Annotated in this window: 17 protein-coding genes; 10 read left to right on the top strand and 7 right to left on the bottom strand. The window is 36.5% G+C overall.

Annotation, left to right across the window (positions count from 1 at the left end; all coding sequences use genetic code 11):
- Nucleotides 1-672 precede the first annotated feature (672 nt).
- From ASF12_RS35965 to ASF12_RS29020, 4 genes are all read right to left on the bottom strand, one after another.
- Nucleotides 673-846: a hypothetical protein gene (locus ASF12_RS35965; protein WP_155973541.1), complete on the bottom strand. Its 174-nt coding sequence runs from the start codon at nt 844-846 to the stop codon at nt 673-675.
- Nucleotides 847-984: 138 nt separating this feature from the next.
- Nucleotides 985-2040, bottom strand: a complete 1056-nt coding sequence (locus ASF12_RS29030; protein WP_056042134.1) for a S16 family serine protease — start codon at nt 2038-2040, stop codon at nt 985-987.
- A 113-nt stretch (nt 2041-2153) separates the two neighbouring features.
- Complete coding sequence (locus tag ASF12_RS29025; RefSeq protein ID WP_056042132.1) at nt 2154-2465, bottom strand: hypothetical protein; 312 nt, start codon at nt 2463-2465, stop codon at nt 2154-2156.
- A 523-nt stretch (nt 2466-2988) separates the two neighbouring features.
- Complete coding sequence (locus tag ASF12_RS29020; RefSeq protein ID WP_056042130.1) at nt 2989-3603, bottom strand: AbrB/MazE/SpoVT family DNA-binding domain-containing protein; 615 nt, start codon at nt 3601-3603, stop codon at nt 2989-2991.
- Nucleotides 3604-3836: 233 nt separating this feature from the next.
- Between ASF12_RS29020 and lepB the strand changes: the two genes are divergently transcribed.
- The 3 genes from lepB (at nt 3837) to ASF12_RS29005 (ending at nt 6420) form a co-directional block, all read left to right on the top strand.
- Complete coding sequence (lepB, locus tag ASF12_RS29015) at nt 3837-4451, top strand: signal peptidase I (RefSeq protein WP_056042128.1); 615 nt, start codon at nt 3837-3839, stop codon at nt 4449-4451.
- Nucleotides 4452-4711: 260 nt separating this feature from the next.
- Nucleotides 4712-5038: a hypothetical protein gene (locus ASF12_RS29010; RefSeq protein ID WP_056042975.1), complete on the top strand. Its 327-nt coding sequence runs from the start codon at nt 4712-4714 to the stop codon at nt 5036-5038.
- A 29-nt stretch (nt 5039-5067) separates the two neighbouring features.
- A complete protein-coding gene (locus ASF12_RS29005; RefSeq protein WP_056042126.1) occupies nt 5068-6420 on the top strand; it encodes a cell division protein FtsZ in 1353 nt (450 codons plus the stop codon).
- Nucleotides 6421-6494: 74 nt separating this feature from the next.
- Here the strand turns inward: ASF12_RS29005 and ASF12_RS29000 are convergent, their stop codons facing one another.
- Both ASF12_RS29000 and ASF12_RS28995 read right to left on the bottom strand, forming a co-directional pair.
- Nucleotides 6495-7433: a hypothetical protein gene (locus ASF12_RS29000; protein ID WP_056042124.1), complete on the bottom strand. Its 939-nt coding sequence runs from the start codon at nt 7431-7433 to the stop codon at nt 6495-6497.
- Nucleotides 7434-8095: 662 nt separating this feature from the next.
- Nucleotides 8096-10255, bottom strand: coding sequence for a type IA DNA topoisomerase (locus tag ASF12_RS28995; RefSeq protein WP_056042122.1), 2160 nt, complete (start codon nt 10253-10255; stop codon nt 8096-8098).
- A gap of 166 nt (nt 10256-10421) precedes the next feature.
- Between ASF12_RS28995 and ASF12_RS28990 the strand changes: the two genes are divergently transcribed.
- From ASF12_RS28990 to ASF12_RS28965, 7 genes are all read left to right on the top strand, one after another.
- Complete coding sequence (locus ASF12_RS28990) at nt 10422-11087, top strand: hypothetical protein (protein ID WP_056042120.1); 666 nt, start codon at nt 10422-10424, stop codon at nt 11085-11087.
- Nucleotides 11088-11719: 632 nt separating this feature from the next.
- Nucleotides 11720-11956, top strand: coding sequence for a hypothetical protein (locus tag ASF12_RS28985; RefSeq protein WP_056042117.1), 237 nt, complete (start codon nt 11720-11722; stop codon nt 11954-11956).
- A gap of 85 nt (nt 11957-12041) precedes the next feature.
- Nucleotides 12042-12278: a hypothetical protein gene (locus ASF12_RS28980; RefSeq protein ID WP_056042117.1), complete on the top strand. Its 237-nt coding sequence runs from the start codon at nt 12042-12044 to the stop codon at nt 12276-12278.
- 88 nt (nt 12279-12366) lie between these two features.
- Entirely contained in the window at nt 12367-12501 is a 135-nt protein-coding gene (locus ASF12_RS36240; protein WP_268795474.1) for a hypothetical protein, read from the top strand.
- 52 nt (nt 12502-12553) lie between these two features.
- Nucleotides 12554-12790 (top strand): hypothetical protein, encoded by a 237-nt coding sequence (locus ASF12_RS28975; protein WP_056042116.1) that lies wholly within the window; start codon nt 12554-12556, stop codon nt 12788-12790.
- Nucleotides 12791-12984: 194 nt separating this feature from the next.
- Complete coding sequence (locus tag ASF12_RS28970) at nt 12985-13848, top strand: tyrosine-type recombinase/integrase (protein ID WP_056042114.1); 864 nt, start codon at nt 12985-12987, stop codon at nt 13846-13848.
- Nucleotides 13849-14128: 280 nt separating this feature from the next.
- Nucleotides 14129-15229 carry a hypothetical protein gene (locus ASF12_RS28965; RefSeq protein ID WP_056042112.1) on the top strand — a complete coding sequence of 367 codons (1101 nt, stop codon included), beginning with the start codon at nt 14129-14131 and terminating at the stop codon, nt 15227-15229.
- Between the two features lie 51 nt (nt 15230-15280).
- Here the strand turns inward: ASF12_RS28965 and ASF12_RS28960 are convergent, their stop codons facing one another.
- On the bottom strand, nt 15281-15739 hold the full coding sequence (locus tag ASF12_RS28960; RefSeq protein ID WP_155973537.1) for a hypothetical protein: 459 nt from the start codon (nt 15737-15739) through the stop codon (nt 15281-15283).
- Between the last annotated feature and the right edge of the window lie 161 nt (nt 15740-15900).

Raw genomic sequence — 15900 nt, 5'->3', positions numbered from 1 at the left:
TATTTTTCTTGTATCCAAATGTAGAAAGTGAGATTATTTCAGATATACTAGGTGTCTTGCATGCATGCATTTTTTCTATAGGAATAATTGATATTGCAGTTTTTTCGCTTAAAATTAAGGCTTATTCCCCATATCACGTTAGAAACTAGATCTTTTTGATCCATCCCTTCTGCAATATTCTGTAGGGTATTATCGTTAAAGATTTAGGGTGAACCTGCAGATTGTATTGCTTTTGGTTATTTCTGAAGATTCGTTTTGGTATCAAAAGTACACGGGCATCTTGGCTTGCTCCTAGTCGTTCTCTTGGAAGTTGCTGTTATGAGCAGCTGCTCTATGGATATCAAATACTTGTTTTTATTTAATGTTGGAATTCATTTGATTGTTGTGATATTATTTAAATAGCTACTCTTCGCTAAGAAGAGATGCCCTGGCAGGCGCCTGATAATCTAATTATCAGACGCCTTTAATTTTTTTCTTTATTGATTATATGTGACATAAGTGGGACAGAGCCGGTGGTCACAATTTATGTCAGCGACAATGGACAGTCGGCCGTTGTGGTCGTCAATTTATTCCTGCTGCTGTATCTATTCAAAACATAATTCAACAACTTTTTTTTGTTTGTACAAAAAAAGCACCGTTAAGGATCTTCCAGTCTGAATGGTGCTTTTTTTTCTACTCTTCATCTAATTCCGAATTGTCATCGCATTCAACACAAAGATACTCAGTGCTTCTCCATGATTCCTCAGTTAGCAGTCGTTGCATTTCTACCTCATCCTTACAAGCATAAGCAATTCTAAGGTGGCAGTCATCCCACATAATCACAAAACTATTTTCCAACTTTGACATAATGATCACTCCCATATACATGTAAGGGACCATAATAATAAAAAGGGACAAATAGAACTTTAATGGTGGTTCTTCCAGTAGGACAAACAGTAGCACGAGCTACAGCTTCGTCGCTAACAACTTTATTTTCATTGGATATTAATTATCTGAATGATTGTGCAAATCCCTCCAATAGGCTGCGATGTCTCCCAATTTATGTATGGGGACAATAACAATATCGCTATCTAATTGTTCCTTCATTTTTAATGCTTCCTTATGATTCTCGCCATTTGGCACAAACATAACGGGTATTCCATGCTGATCTGCTAGATACGTTTTTGCATTAATAGATCCAACGCTGCCAATATTACCTTCAATATCTATTGTCCCAGTTATAACAAATCTCCCATTCTGATTGTATTCACTTTTTGCTTTTAGAAAAACCTCATAAGCAGTCGCGGCTCCACCAGAGTTACCTTTTACACCTGCTACATCCAAGTGAAGCATATCATTTAAGCGCCAGAGATCATCAATGCTATAATGTATTTTAATATTGACACCATATAATGATGTACTAACATTGGTTAGTGCTCCTTCAATTGTTTTAAGTTCAATTTCGTGTATTTCTCTATCTTTCACCAAACTATTAATTTCATTGATATTAATGGGATGTCCATCTACCTTTTGAATTGTATAGCCTGATACCCATTCCAATTCTTTATTATCAATTGGAGTTGAAATTATTTCGTATTGATAGTAAAAGGTTTTATAAACATGAGCTTCTTTATGCCCTGCTATATATGCTGGTAACACTGAATACAGCAGCCCCTCTTCTGTACTGTTTATATACACATGTCCTGGTGAAAAACCATTTAAGTGATTTTCAGTGGTAACTGTAGCTTTCTCAAACAACCGAAGTATTTCTTTATCATAGAAAAAACGCAAATGCAAATATGACAATATGTTATCGGTTTTCTTATCTACAGATGAAGGGATGAAAATTCCATCATCATAAACATTTTTAAACATTGTTTGTGCAGGATACAATTTATCAGGTAGTTCATATATTTTGGGGTTGGCAATTGGAATCAAGCTGAGGATAAATACAATAAAAAGAATCAATAAGCCTACAAGAGAAAATCTGAAGAAAACTCTTCTTTGCGGCTTATTGTTTATTTTATTTTTACTACTTGTTATTACGGACGTTATATCCATATTTGATTTGTTGCCTCCCTGTTAATTTGAGCAAGAGTAAAATGATTTTAAATCTTATTTTATAGATCTAGTCGATGCATAAAGTTTTTTTATCTGATTCAAGTGAAACTTTTTTAGCAAAAGGGTTCATCAGACCAAGCATAACCAAAAGAGTCCAAATGATATCGAGCGCTAATACGTGCGGGTTGGCTTAAAAGATTATTTTGTAGCTCTTCCCAGGTTAGTACTAAATCGTATTCATTGACGATGCTCAATTTTTCCTTATTGTGATTATAGAAAGTATGCATTTCCTCAACAGTTTTGTAGCACTGATCTTGACGCATAAGCAAACAAGAATTGGCAGAGTATTGACCAATATGAATATCTTGTGTGCTTTGATAAGACCCGGTGTTAATATCGATTCTAAAATAATAATTTGTGCTCATTATTCTTCATCCTTTGCTTATTAATCTGGTCGATAAATCAGTTCATTTACTGCCCGGCTATCCGCATCCTGAGAGGATCTATCTATTCATTGCACATCGATTGTTCATTTTATTTTTTAATATGCAGCTGTACAACAAACGAGGCGCGAAAGGTGTTTGGTCGTCAAGCTCGACGAGTATACCCGCGTATAGGTGGTACATATCGCTTGCTTCTTGAAATTTGCCTGATGGCTCGATGGTAGCACTTATCGAGCCATCGTCATGCACAAACTTTACTCACTCTACCAATTGTCGGATGCATTGCTTCTGGGTCGTCACTGGCTTTCAGTCACAAGTGAGATTCCTTGCTCACGTACTGCCTGTTTAAAACTGATCCTACTAATAGCTTTTGGGGTTTATACTATCACAATGGCGGTTTAGCTCTGTTCGATTGCTCCGGATTAATGATAAAGTATCCGTTATGGACGAAATTCGCTATGAGATAATTTTATCTTTTTTGAATATGAATTAATTCAAGGAGATTTTAAAAATCTTGACTCTCTTCTTCTCCCCTCACGCGGATAGCTCTCTTTTGATAATAGTCTTGAAATTTTTCTAGCACTTCTATGGGGAAATTAGAGCTTTCTATTTGTATGACAGGGAAAATGTTTGCAACTTCATTATCTGGTAGGTGTATTGTATTTGTGTTTATTATGGAGATATTGATGCCATACTTGTAACCCATCCTAAAAAGCCTGGTTAGTTCATTCGACCAAGTTTCTAGTTTGAACCTCCCTTTACCTTCGCAGACGATACATGGATATCCTTGAAGATTTCCTTCTTCATTACAAATTTCACATTCAAATGTATCTTGTGCTTTCATAATATAAACAGTATCTTTTATTAAGTCATATGTGAATGTTAATCTATCTCCATTTTGCAAATTACAAACTTTACGAATGTTATGAGGGATTGTGATTAAGTTGTTCTTTAAAAATGGAGCGCGTGCATCAAATGTCACGCAATTCTTAGAGATAATAATTTTTTGCTCTGATTGTTGAATGTAATAATAGATATATTCCCCTACTTTAATTCCTCCCATAAATTTTTTCCACTCTGAAGGAAATGTAATTTGGCCTTGGCTATTTATTACCGGCATCGGTAGTCTCTCCTTTTAATTCAAATGTTGAAATTTAGACTAATGGATTCTAATGGGATTGTCAAACTATTATAGTTGGTCATTAGTTAAGATCATGCGTAGATTGGCGTTGAAACTTAAACTGACGATTGTTTTTAAATCACTAGTTGTGAAGAAACAAATGTAGGATATTATATGGGTAAGCATTTTTAATCTACGCGTAGTTATTGATTGCGCATAAGGAGAATACTCAGATGAATTACTCTAAATTCCAAGTAGACGAAGATAAAGATGTCCATCAAACCGTAGCCAAAGATAATCAAATCAATACGCCTAAGAGATTCAAAGCATTATTAGATTGGATATGCTCGGTTGGTTTATGTATTGTTGTCGTCCTTATTATTCAAAATTTTATTATCTTACCAACCGTAGTGATTGGTGACTCAATGAAATCTACGTTGTCTGATTCGGAAAGATTTTTTGCGAACAGGTTCATATATTATTTCAAAGATCCTAAAGCTGGGGATATTATCACGTTTCATGGAGATGAATCTCAGGATTACGTTAAGCGAGTAATTGCAGTTGGAGGTCAAACAGTTGAAATCATTGACGATGAACTTTATGTGAATTCGGTTCTAGTAGAAGAATCTTATATTGAGCTGCTGCGTCAAAGAGCGATTGACGAAGGTAGGAAAAAGTTTATGAATAATTTCGGACCATATGTTGTTCCAGACGACGAGATTTTTGTTATGGGAGATAATCGTAACAATAGTTATGACAGTAGAGACTTTGGTTCGATTACTAAAGATAAGATTATAGGTAAAGCAGAATTAGTATTCTGGCCATTGAAAGATATAAGAATGCCCTAAAATAAAACTGTTGGAGAAATCCAACAGTTTTTTATTATAATTACCCCGTCCCTATTGTGCCGCACAATCGTGTTGCACAATAGGGACGGGTAAATCCCTTATTTTATAAGGGTTTACTGAATAAAATTTCTCATTTTTTTAAGTGCATCACAATAAAGAAGCACAATTGTGCTGCATAAAGTTCTTTACTATTTCACGCTATATACTCTATAATAGGCACATAATGTGCATCTAAATTGGATGGATTTGGGGTGATAAAGGTGAATTCGGAGTCATCTTCTGAAGGTGAGGATTCCTCAGAACTTCTTTTTAATTTAAGGGAACTACAATTCTTTCGAGAAAAGTTAGATGATTTTACTCTAAATGTGTTCAGAACGATAGTTAGAGATAATCGTAATCATATTGGCACAGTTAAAACGAGACTTGAAAACTATCGTGGAAAGAGATTCTTTTATGATCAGTCATTTACAATTTTAGATGCCCAAGGTTTTATAGAAAAGAAGAATAATGGCACTATGGCCCCCTACTATGTCACTAAGAGAGGTATGCAGCTTGTACAACTTCTCCTGGATGAAAGAAAAAGATAAATTATGCCCTTATGGGAAGGATGATTTAATTGAAAATTGATAATACTAGACAGTTAGGTGCTCTGCGTTTATTGCTCTCCCCTTTTGTTGAGTCACAAAGTGTAAAGGATGAGATGCATCGATTACCAACCATGGCTTTTGTTGGACTGGGACAGGGCGGCGGAAGAATGGCTGCTGAGTTTTCGCGATTTGGATACCCGACTTATTTATTTAACAGTTCTAAAAGTGATTTAAATGAGCATAAGGGGCTCATACCTGATGCTAGAAGAATTGAAACAAAATCTATTAAATTTGCAGGTTTAGAAGGGACAGACAAAAATGCTCAACTTGGATATGAAATTGCTGTAGAAAACAAGGAACTCTATAAAAGAGTTGCTGTTGAACAGGAGATTCAAGAAGCGGACTTTGTTTGGATTAATGTTTCTCTCGGTGGCGGATCTGGTAACGGAGCTTTAAAAGTAGCTATGCAGTATCTCTCTCAAATTCGAAGTCGTAGAGCGTTACCAGGTGGTAAGGTGCCTTTCGGCATAATTTGTTCTTTGCCTTCAAAGGATGAAAGAGGATCGGCATTCAGGAGGAATGCATTAGCTGGTATTAACTTGATTCAGCAATTTATGCAAGAAGGTAAGATGGGGGCAGCTCTCGTTATAGATAATGAGAAATTAAAAGATTATTATGAGCAGACGCCTCTTGTTACAAAGGTTGGGATGGGTATAGACGCTCGTTCCTATACTAATATGGTTGTAGCATCTACTTTATTCGAAACCTCCGCCCTTCCACTCTTGGAAGGTAGATCAGTGTTTGATAAAACAGAGCTCTTATCTGCTTGGTCTACACCTGGTTGGATGTCAATTTCCAGAAAGATTATCGCTAATGGGTTTGAAACGATTGATTACTACGGAGAACTGAATGATTTATTCAAGAAGAATGAGGTTTTGGCCAATAATTCCATTGAAAATGTTCTAACAGGAGCTGTGGCTGTGCTGTTTCCGAATAACAGACTTATCTCACCGCAAGTTGCTGATGAAATCTATAGTATTGCCTCTGAGATATTAAATACAAGGGTAAATCATGCTATTGCTAAAAATGATAATATGAAAGATCAACTGTTATTGTTTGGATTAGCAGTAGTTCCGAATCCTCCGTCACGAATTAAAGAATTGGAGTCGGAATTAAATGAATGGATTGAGATCGAGAAGCGTCAGAAGCAAGCCTTGAAGGAAAATTCATCGGAGCTGAGTGGTTTTGATGACTTCTTCACGACAAATGGAAATCAGATCAGAAATTCCGGTTTAGCTACTCTTTCTGATCTGGATGATGGTGGATCAAACAAAAATCCCGCTCCTCTTGCTTCTTACTCAGATCTTGATGACGATTTCTAAAGATTTAATCTGAGATTTAAAAACTGAAACACAAAAAAGACCATCTACGGTTAAGTAGATGGTCTTTTTTGCATCTATTCATCTGAAGAAGTGTTTCTATTTCCTTCTACGTTTAAATTATGCAGCTCATCGTTAGTAAGTATCTGTTCTTCCTCTAGAAAGGTTTTCATTCCTTGTTCAATGTATGATTCGATAAAAGATCTTTTAGCTTCTTTAGAAGCCATCATGTTTTTAAATCTACCACGATTGATCCAGGCTTGTTCTGCTTCCAATGCGATTAGTCTTTTCTGATGAATCTTTCTTAACCGTAGATCCGTTAACAAAGTTCTACGTTTCAACTCATTTTCAGAATTCTTAATCGTAGATAATGTTGATTCATGATCTTTTCTGTACTCAGTAGCAAAGTATTCAATGGATTGAGCTAATTCTTCGAAACGCTTCTGATTGAAATTCATATATTGAATAAGTGCATCTTTTAAAACGTCAAAATTCTGTATGTTATTAAGCTCACCAGTTTTAATTAGTGACTCGATATTAGTATCTGTAATTCTTGATGTTGTTTTAGCGGACACTCCTAGCGCAAATACTTTAATTTCTTTTTGAGTATAGCCATGAATATACCTCAAAATGCTGACAATCTTTGCTCTAACTATCGCGTGAATGTCCCATGTCCAATTCTTTCCGGTCTTTGCCACGCTTAAATAAGCCAATAAATTATCTTCTTGTTTTTCAAGCAACCACCAACGCAACCGACTGGGATCGGCAATGTATGATGTTTCATTTTCTACATCATACAGATATGTGTATTTTTGAAGTATGGCGGTCACATCATTAGTAGAGTACCTAGTTTGCGGATCTAGTTCAATAATGTCATCAGAAACTATTTCATGCTCAAACCCTTTGATTAGCGAGTATAAAGGATCTTGATTAGAAAAGTAATCAAGCAGCTCTTCTTTTAGCTTTAATTTAGTGTCGTTCACTAAATTGGTTCCTAAATCTCCATTTTCCGGCATAATAACCACCTCTCCTCCTCTTAACACGGTCCGTGAATAACGCCTTATTAATAATTATACCCTATTTTATAGTTTTATCTACATCAACGTTGACGATAGCTTACTCAAACGTTCGGAATACAACGACTACGTGATGATTCATCGCGATTTCTGAATGGTAGTCTACGTTAATTGAACAAGAAATAGAGTTTATCGGACCGGAGACTATCAGTATTATAACGTAGATAATAATCTTTGCAATAAAATTGCTAATTTCGCAAACGTAGATGTTTGAAAGCTTCATCTACGGTAAGAATGTCGTTTCAAATATAACGATGACATTTATCTACGTATAATGTGATGAAGTAGCTATCAGATAGCAACGTCTACGTGTAAAATTGCAGTTTAAACTATACAATGACTACGGCTACGCTGTATTTATAAAACTATACTATATCGTAATCTACGTTAAGTGTTGCAAAGATCTTTTCTGCTTATTCGATGTGGCGTGATTAAGGGATACTGTTTTAGGCGGTTTATTCGGGGTGGTATTGCTACGTTGCTGACGTTTTTGCGTAGATTGAATCTACGATAAGTCTGTTCTTTTTGTTTTTGTAGTCTACGTTCAAAGATCTTTGTGAATTGAGTTCCAGAAACGTAGACTACATGGATTTTTGTTGATTCTAGTTTCGGTTGGGCTTTGGTGATTTGTTAGTGTTACTATTTTTTCGTTTGTTTGAAAACTCTAAGCCTATTTCTCCTGTACCTTTGTTTTTTAACACTAATCTTGCTGTGTAATCCGAAGCGTTTTCTTTTTTGCTCTTAAATTTTAGTTCGCCAGTCTTTCCTTTGGTTAGTAGTTCATTAATTTGTTTTATGGATAGTGTCTTTCCGAATTGAATTTTCCGTATTGTAAATTTACATCCGTCTTTAAATCGAGAGCAGCCGTATCCATTATTACTCTCAATAAGCTTCCCATTTTCGCAAGCCGGACAATTTCCTATACTATTTACAAATGAATCTTGAGAAATTCCTGTTGATTCTTTGACTTTGTTGATAATCTTAGTTGTAAATTGTTGGACCTGAACCATAAACTTTTCTTCGGATGCTTGACCTTTGGATATCTCATTTAGGCGTTTTTCCCACATTGCGGTCATTTCTGGACTAGTGAGCACATGGAGGTCCATACCCCGAATAATTGCAATTAGATTTTTTCCTTTATCAGTTGCTTTCAACTTTTTCCCTTCAAGGTAGATGTATTTTTGAGTCTTTAGTTTTTCGATTATATTAGCCCGCGTTGCTGGAGTGCCTAATTGTAAGCTACTGAGTTCTTCTCGAAGTTCTTCGTCCGTTATATTTCGACCAGCCCGCTTCATAGAATCAATTAGTGTTCCTTCTGTATACCAAGATGGGGGAGAGGTTACTTTAGCCTTTGTTTCTGCCTTCACGCAAAATGCTAATTGGTCCGTATTTATATTAAAATTAGTTTTGATTTCCTCTGGATCATCTTTTTCTTTCGTTTCACTTTCAGTTTTGTCGTAAATGATTTTCCAGCCGATGTCTTTTAATTCTTTTACTTTAGTTTTAAATTTTTCATCTTTTACTTCCGTATAAACGGTATGATCGCGGTACTGAGCTGCAGGATAAAAGTGTGATAAAAATCTCCTGCAAATAAGGTCGAACAGTAATTCTTGTTCTTTTGTTAAGTCTGATGGGATTTTGCCTGTTGGAAATATGGCATGATGATCCTCAATTTTATCAGGTCTACAAAGATTCTTGTTTTTAGTGTGAACTAAGTTTATGTTTCCGCCGGCAACTAAATCCTCATATTGAGTAACGCTAAATTGATTGAAGACATAATGCATGACTGGAATGTTATCTTCAGCAACATAATTGCTAGTTGTCCTTGGGTAAGAAATTGCTTCATGCTTTTCATAAAGTTCTTGAGCAATATCTAGTGTTTTTTGAGCTGAGAAGCCAAATCTTCGATTTGCTTCAGACTGTAATGCTCCTAAATCATATAAGGCCGGTGGATGTTCATTAATTTCTTTCACTACACACGATATGATCGTTCCGATTTGAGATTGCACCTTTCGAGCGATGGCATCGGTAACAGTGCGATCTAGAATTTTTTGTTCGTTATATTGCCAAATGCCTTTATAGTTAAGTGATTCCTGTTGAAACATGGCCTCAACTTCGAAGTAGTTTTGGGGCTGGAATTTATCAATACTTTCATGGCGGTCACTTATCATTGCTAAAACAGGCGTTTGAACGCGGCCGATAGAAAGAACATTCCCATGACCACCAAATTTAGTAGAGAAGGCTCTTGTACCATTCATTCCAATTAACCAGTCCGCTTCACTTCGAGATCGTGCTGCCATATATAGATTGTTATACTCACTTCCGTTTCGTAGTTCTTTAAATCCTTTTCTGATTGCATCAGGGGTGAGAGAGGAGATCCACAGCCTTCTGACTGGTATTGTAAGTCTCAGGTATTGATAAATGAGTCTGAAAATGTATTCCCCTTCACGGGCTCCGTCGCAGCAATTTATTGCTTGTGAACACTGTTTTGCCACAGTTTGAATAATCTTTAATTGTTTCAACGTTTTCTGGTTTGGTTCTAGAAGAAATGTTTTAGGAATAATGGGCAAATGCTGCATATCCCATCGTTTATATTGATCATCATATGCTTCTGGCTCAGCAAGACCGAGTAGATGGCCAATAGCCCATGTTACGATGTAACTATCGTTCTCCAGATAACCATTCTTTGAGCTAAATTGTCCTAAGGTTTGAGCTATTTTCTTTCCCATATCAGGTTTTTCAGCTAAAATAAGTGTCTTCAATTCAAATCACTCCTTTGTTCTTTAAGATTTACATGATTCACTGGTTTTTGATAGAATGCTCGGGACAATTCTATCAAATGGTGCAAAAATTGTATATCTTGGTTTACATGTTTGATAAATATAGTATCATAATTAATATATAATTCTTCGTCAGGGAGTGTTGGTTATGTCACCTACTAGTGAAAACATAAATGTCATTGAACGTGATAAGAGATTTTTAAGGTTAGATCGAATACAGGGATTAATGCTTTCTTTTTGTCATAGACATATCGATATTGAAGCGAATTTATATGAGATGAACGATATTGAAAAAAGACAAATGCAACGTAGGATATGGACACAAGCGATAGTAATCATAAAGATGTACAGCTTCACTGTAGCGGAAATTCTTGATGATATTGTCTTGGGATTGAGATACATTGAAAGAGAAAGAATTAAAAGTAGGGATGATAATTTACTTAAATCGGAATATGAATGGATGGATAAGCAGCTTGATTTTATGAGTGATAACGGAAAATATGCAGGTGAAGCAATGTTGAAAGTTGGTTACTCTTTGCAGGCGTTAAAAGTGAAGTTGTCTCCGGAGGAAATAAAAGCGGCATTATCTATCTCCAATTGGGATTGGAATAACCATGTGCAAATTAGTAAATGCAAAAAAATAAATGAACGGGATATAATAAACCTTTTGCTAGTCACAAGTAAAGGGCCCAAAGTTCTCGTTTATCACGCATATGAAGCAGCTTTGACAAGAACATTTTCGGATGAAAAAATAAGAGGGAAGATGAAGGTGTCTGCGGGGTATCTATTTAAGGAGCTGCTCTTTAATGATTAAATTGTAATGATAAGTTGTTGCAAGCCCTAATTATCGAAATTTATTGTGCTGCATGATTGTGCATCACAATAGAGGATGTGCAACACTAGCAAATTTCTACACCAATTTTAAGGGATGTCGTTTATAGGATTACTTTGAATGTGCTCATTACATCTATAACAGCTTGAGTGAAATTTAAAGGTTGGTCAAATGACCAACCTTTTTAGGTTCATCCTGCAGTTGCGCGTTCTTATTGGTTTAAGTACCTCGTTCGAGAGTTCGAACTTAACGTATTGAGGTTAACAGTAGACTTAGTAAGCGGGTTGCTGCAGAAGTTCTTTGGAAAGGCTGAGAATAGAACTGGAACAAATCAACTTAACGTTTGAAGACTGTAAACTCATGGGCAAGCGGATGGTCGAGGTTATTTGTGATAACTAGATCGACTGACTTCCTCATCCAGAAGCGATTATGTATGAAATCCATTATTATTTACCCAAACGGGTAACTAAAAGTACCCATTTGGGTAATTACAAAAAAAACGAAACGCGATATGATAATACATGTAAACGAAACGCACAAACACACGAAACGGCGAAAGCGGTTCGAACCACGTGTGCGAGATACATGAAGCAGAATAGTAGGGGGTGAGAAGAATGAAGAACAAAATCTTGAAGTGGATGAAAAACGAGCGATCGGCATCACAAACCACGGAAAATGGGATGTTGATGCTGGGCGGCATTGCGCTGGCGGTAGGCGTATCCTTCCTGGTTGCGCAATATATGAAATCGAGCGGTACAACGATTCTGGATGGCATGGATTCGACAGCAGCGGGCGGCATTGATCCCGATTCTGCGCCAGCGAACACCGGCGATGGCTGGTTGAAGCAATAATTTTAACGGCATCGAGAAAAGCACGGTTACCTCTGGCGCTATCGTAGCGAGAGGGAATAAAGCAAGTAGACCTGGAGGTAAGGAAATGAAGAACAAAATCTTGAAGTGGATGAAAAACGAGCGATCGGCATCGCAAACGACGGAAAATGGGATGTTGATGCTGGGCGGCATTGCGCTGGCAGTAGGGGTATCCTTCCTGGTTGCGCAATATATGAAATCGAGCGGTACAACGATTCTCGATGGTATGGATTCGACAGCAGCGGGCGGCATTGATCCCGATTCTGCGCCAGCGAACACCGGCGATGGTTGGCTGAAGCAATAGTTTGTGAAAAAATGGCTCCGCTGATCACTGAGATCGGGGAGCCATTTTTTTATAAAATTCAGCACTAAAAGAGGGAGGACAAAATTTGATGACGGCATTTGTCGTTAATTGGATAAAAAATGAAGTCTCGTCTTCAGCAGCAAATGAACATGCATTATTAATGTTGCCCCTTATTTCGATTGTTCTGGGTGTTCTGGGATTAGTGTTGAAATGGCTCTTCTGACCATTAGTCATTTACCCATTGTTACTTAATTTAAAAGAGAGGATTGAGGTTTATGTTTGGATATATTTTACGGTGGATGAAAAAGGAGCGATCGGCATCACAAACGACGGAAAATGGGATGTTGATGCTGGGAGGGATTGCGCTTGCGGTAGGAGTATCCTTCCTGGTTGCACAGTATATGAAATCAAGCGGCATAACTATTCTTGATGGTATGGATGCAACAGCTTCAGGAGGAATTGATCCTGAAGTGAATCAGCCTAATGTTGGGGACGGTTGGTTGAAACAATAAGATTACTTTTAAAAGGTGATGTCATCTGACATTACCTTTTTTGTTTTTCTCAGCTTTATGCTTTTTTTGTTTTATCTAGAATTTCCCCACGTTAGAATCACCTATTTACTCCTACGCAGCTTATTCTTTACGCTTGATTTGTACTGGTTTATACTTAATAAGAAGCTCTGGAGACAGTAGAGTGGGGTGAAAACATGACAGTATATAAGCAGAATGAATATGAACATTATCTTAAGATAGAGCAAAAGAAGAAGGATTTAACTGTCTATGGATATATAAATGAAGTGGCCTGCTTTATGGGGTGGTTTAGTAGGAAGTATCCACACCTTGAGTATTATCGTATTACCCAATCCATGATCAAAGATTATCTAAATGATGAAAAAGAAGATGGTAAAGTAGAAACGACTATCAATAAAAAAATCAGTATATTAAAATCCTATTTTGATTTTCTTTGGCAGAAAAATTATCTCGCTGGTTATGATCCAGCTGTAAAAATAAAACGCAATCGAAAATTGAGTAAGGATGAGGAAAGATTTTATTTAGGCGACGATGATTTGGAGAAATTAATTGCAGGCATGAGATTGTTAAGGGACAAGATGGATACACAAAAATACTTTAGAGATGTTGCTTTAACAACATTATATTTAAAAGCAGGTCTTCGCTTGCCGGAAGCTATATATTTGTTACGAGATGATGTAATTGTAAACGATGATTGTATAGTTTTCGTTGTGAAGGCAGGCCATACTCGTCATATCTCAATGTCGATTGATGTTGCTGAACCAATCATGACTTATTTGAAAATTTGCGAACAAGAGGGTGAACGGAGTCCGTATCTATTTGTCACAAGTAAAGGTACACAGATTCGCCCTCGAACAATACATCTTATATTCGAAACTCTTTCAAAAAGGTTAGGTATCCATGTGCATCCGAGAAAACTAAGAAACACTTATATGGTAGAACAGATAAAGCTAGGGAAGAGTAGAGATGAGGTTGCTGCTGAGTTAGGGATTAATTATCTTACAATACCTGACTTCATTTATGAGAATACTAATATGTAACCTGACTATTGTTTCAACAGCATATATCTCAAATAAAAGATTACCCACGAAGATACTCCGTGGGTAGAAAAGGCGGTTTCATTAAAACAGTTTGCTTAACTTACTAAAATCTGAATAAGCAGATCTTATTTTAATTATTGCTCCAATTAAGATCAGTGCCCCAATTAAGTATTTCATCATTTCTCACCTCCTTCGACATATCATGAGTATACCAGAGGTGGATTCTAAACTTGACCAGTTTCGCGTACCGCAGCCTAGTAAACCCCTAGAGGTGACTGAATTGAATAGAGAAGAACTTACTAATTACGGAGTGAGTTTGGGGTATAAAGTTACAAACTCACAGATCGAACGCTGGCACAAATGCGGTATATTGCCTGCTCCAAAACAGAAGTATACTTTAAAAGTAAATGGATCAATTTCAGAATATCCAGAATCCGCAAAAGATAATTTGCAGTTGTTGCTGACTTCCAAGGAAAGTGCAAGAAACCTAAATGGGTTGTTGTTAGATGTATGGTTACGCGGAGGACAGATTGAATCCCACTTTATAAAAGAAATTTTATTAGGTGGTGTTTTCAAACAAATTGAAGAGGCGTTAAAGACAAAGGTAGCAAGCTTTTTAAAAATAGAGAAGTCCTTGATTAACGGATTTAATAAAAAAAAGACAATTTTCTCGTCAGAGAAAATGTCTGACGTTTCAACCTCAATCAACGTCATATTCAGCATCCTTTCACCAGATTTGAAAGACCGCATATGGCACGGATCTTCATTAGAAACAACTACAGGTGAACTGGCAGCTGGTGAGATTTTACATAAAACCATGGGGACATCATCATTCAATTCTTCGACAGATGATTCTATTTTTGATGACATGAAAGAAATATTAAATGTGAAAGCAATAAGGTCGGCTATCAAACTTAGTACTGACCATGATTTAGAGAAGGTACGAACTGAAATGAACATACTTGAAAGAGTAATTAAGGTCCTAATTAACTTCGATGTATATGATAACCAAACATTAAAGATCTTAAAAATCTATAAATATTTCAGCTTAACTTCAGTCTCTTCTAGAAGTATGTTCCTGATCAGTCTATTAGTCGCTGATAAGGCAAACAAATTAAACGATTGGAGTTCAACCTGGTTAAAGCATATAGATGGTTTAGAATGGATGGGGAAGTACATTGCACATATGAAAAATCACAAGCTGTTGAAAAAACGTAAAAATTGGGCACGATATTTTGAACTTTGTAATGTGGAAGAGTTAACTGAACTGAAAACTCATCAGCTCAGTTTTTTTAATCAAAACCCAGATTTTGAAAGGATAATAGGTGGACTTTCTCAAGCTCAAGGGGAAAATGTTAATGGATTTAGTAATAAATCATAATCTAAACACAAAGGGAAACCAAGTGTTCCCCTTTGCGTAAGAGTACTGCACTTAACTATTATAAAGACGTTCGGTTCTTTCGATATAACATTCGATTCCATTATCTTTACTGTAAAAGTAACCCTCTTTTAATGCTTTACATACGGCTTTAGCTTTTTCTAAGGATTGAAACGTGTCTATAACCTCCTCAATTTTTATCTTCTCCTCAATTAATCTGCAGACCTGATATCCTTCTCTTCCAATTGTGTTGATCCAATATTGAGGTTCAGAGGAATGCCATTCCCTCCTGCTCTCATAGAAGCCATAGGGCTTGTGAATGCCCCTTATTTCGATGTCAGCTTCAATCTGCACAAATTGGACATGCTTACTATTTGAATCGCTTAAAGCCTTGTCTACAAGCGCTATAACAGCATTTAAACTTTTTGTCAGACGAAGTTCTATGTCTAAACGGTTTAATAATTCACCAGGAATAGTATCTATATAAGTTGAACGAAAGAAACTAGCAATCAAAGCCGAACACATAGGCGATCAATGATTACATGAGGATGCTTCATAATTTCTTCCATGAATTGCCTGACACGCAGTCGAATTTGAGCAACGGTGGAATAAAACACATTGTTGATCACACTGGATTTAAGCCATTGCCAGAGTCCTTCCACAATGTTCAACTG

Origin of the sequence: Paenibacillus sp. Leaf72 (assembly GCF_001422685.1) — a bacterium.
Lineage (GTDB): Bacteria > Bacillota > Bacilli > Paenibacillales > Paenibacillaceae > Pristimantibacillus.
The sequence above is the reverse complement of the archived record's forward strand: the minus strand, read 5'-3'. Positions and strand labels throughout refer to the sequence as shown.

Excerpts from the sequence above, each read along its gene's own strand:
- ASF12_RS36240 (WP_268795474.1), top strand. The coding sequence starts at position 12,367 with ATGACGGCATTTGTCGTTAATTGGATAAAAAATGAAGTCTCGTCTTCA.
- ASF12_RS28990 (WP_056042120.1), top strand. The coding sequence starts at position 10,422 with ATGTCACCTACTAGTGAAAACATAAATGTCATTGAACGTGATAAGAGA.
- ASF12_RS28985 (WP_056042117.1), top strand. The coding sequence starts at position 11,720 with ATGAAGAACAAAATCTTGAAGTGGATGAAAAACGAGCGATCGGCATCA.
- ASF12_RS29030 (WP_056042134.1), bottom strand. The coding sequence starts at position 2,040 with ATGGATATAACGTCCGTAATAACAAGTAGTAAAAATAAAATAAACAAT.
- ASF12_RS29000 (WP_056042124.1), bottom strand. The coding sequence starts at position 7,433 with ATGCCGGAAAATGGAGATTTAGGAACCAATTTAGTGAACGACACTAAA.
- ASF12_RS29020 (WP_056042130.1), bottom strand. The coding sequence starts at position 3,603 with ATGCCGGTAATAAATAGCCAAGGCCAAATTACATTTCCTTCAGAGTGG.
- ASF12_RS28975 (WP_056042116.1), top strand. The coding sequence starts at position 12,554 with ATGTTTGGATATATTTTACGGTGGATGAAAAAGGAGCGATCGGCATCA.
- ASF12_RS28980 (WP_056042117.1), top strand. The coding sequence starts at position 12,042 with ATGAAGAACAAAATCTTGAAGTGGATGAAAAACGAGCGATCGGCATCG.
- ASF12_RS28970 (WP_056042114.1), top strand. The coding sequence starts at position 12,985 with ATGACAGTATATAAGCAGAATGAATATGAACATTATCTTAAGATAGAG.
- ASF12_RS35965 (WP_155973541.1), bottom strand. The coding sequence starts at position 846 with ATGTCAAAGTTGGAAAATAGTTTTGTGATTATGTGGGATGACTGCCAC.
- ASF12_RS29025 (WP_056042132.1), bottom strand. The coding sequence starts at position 2,465 with ATGAGCACAAATTATTATTTTAGAATCGATATTAACACCGGGTCTTAT.
- lepB (WP_056042128.1), top strand. The coding sequence starts at position 3,837 with ATGAATTACTCTAAATTCCAAGTAGACGAAGATAAAGATGTCCATCAA.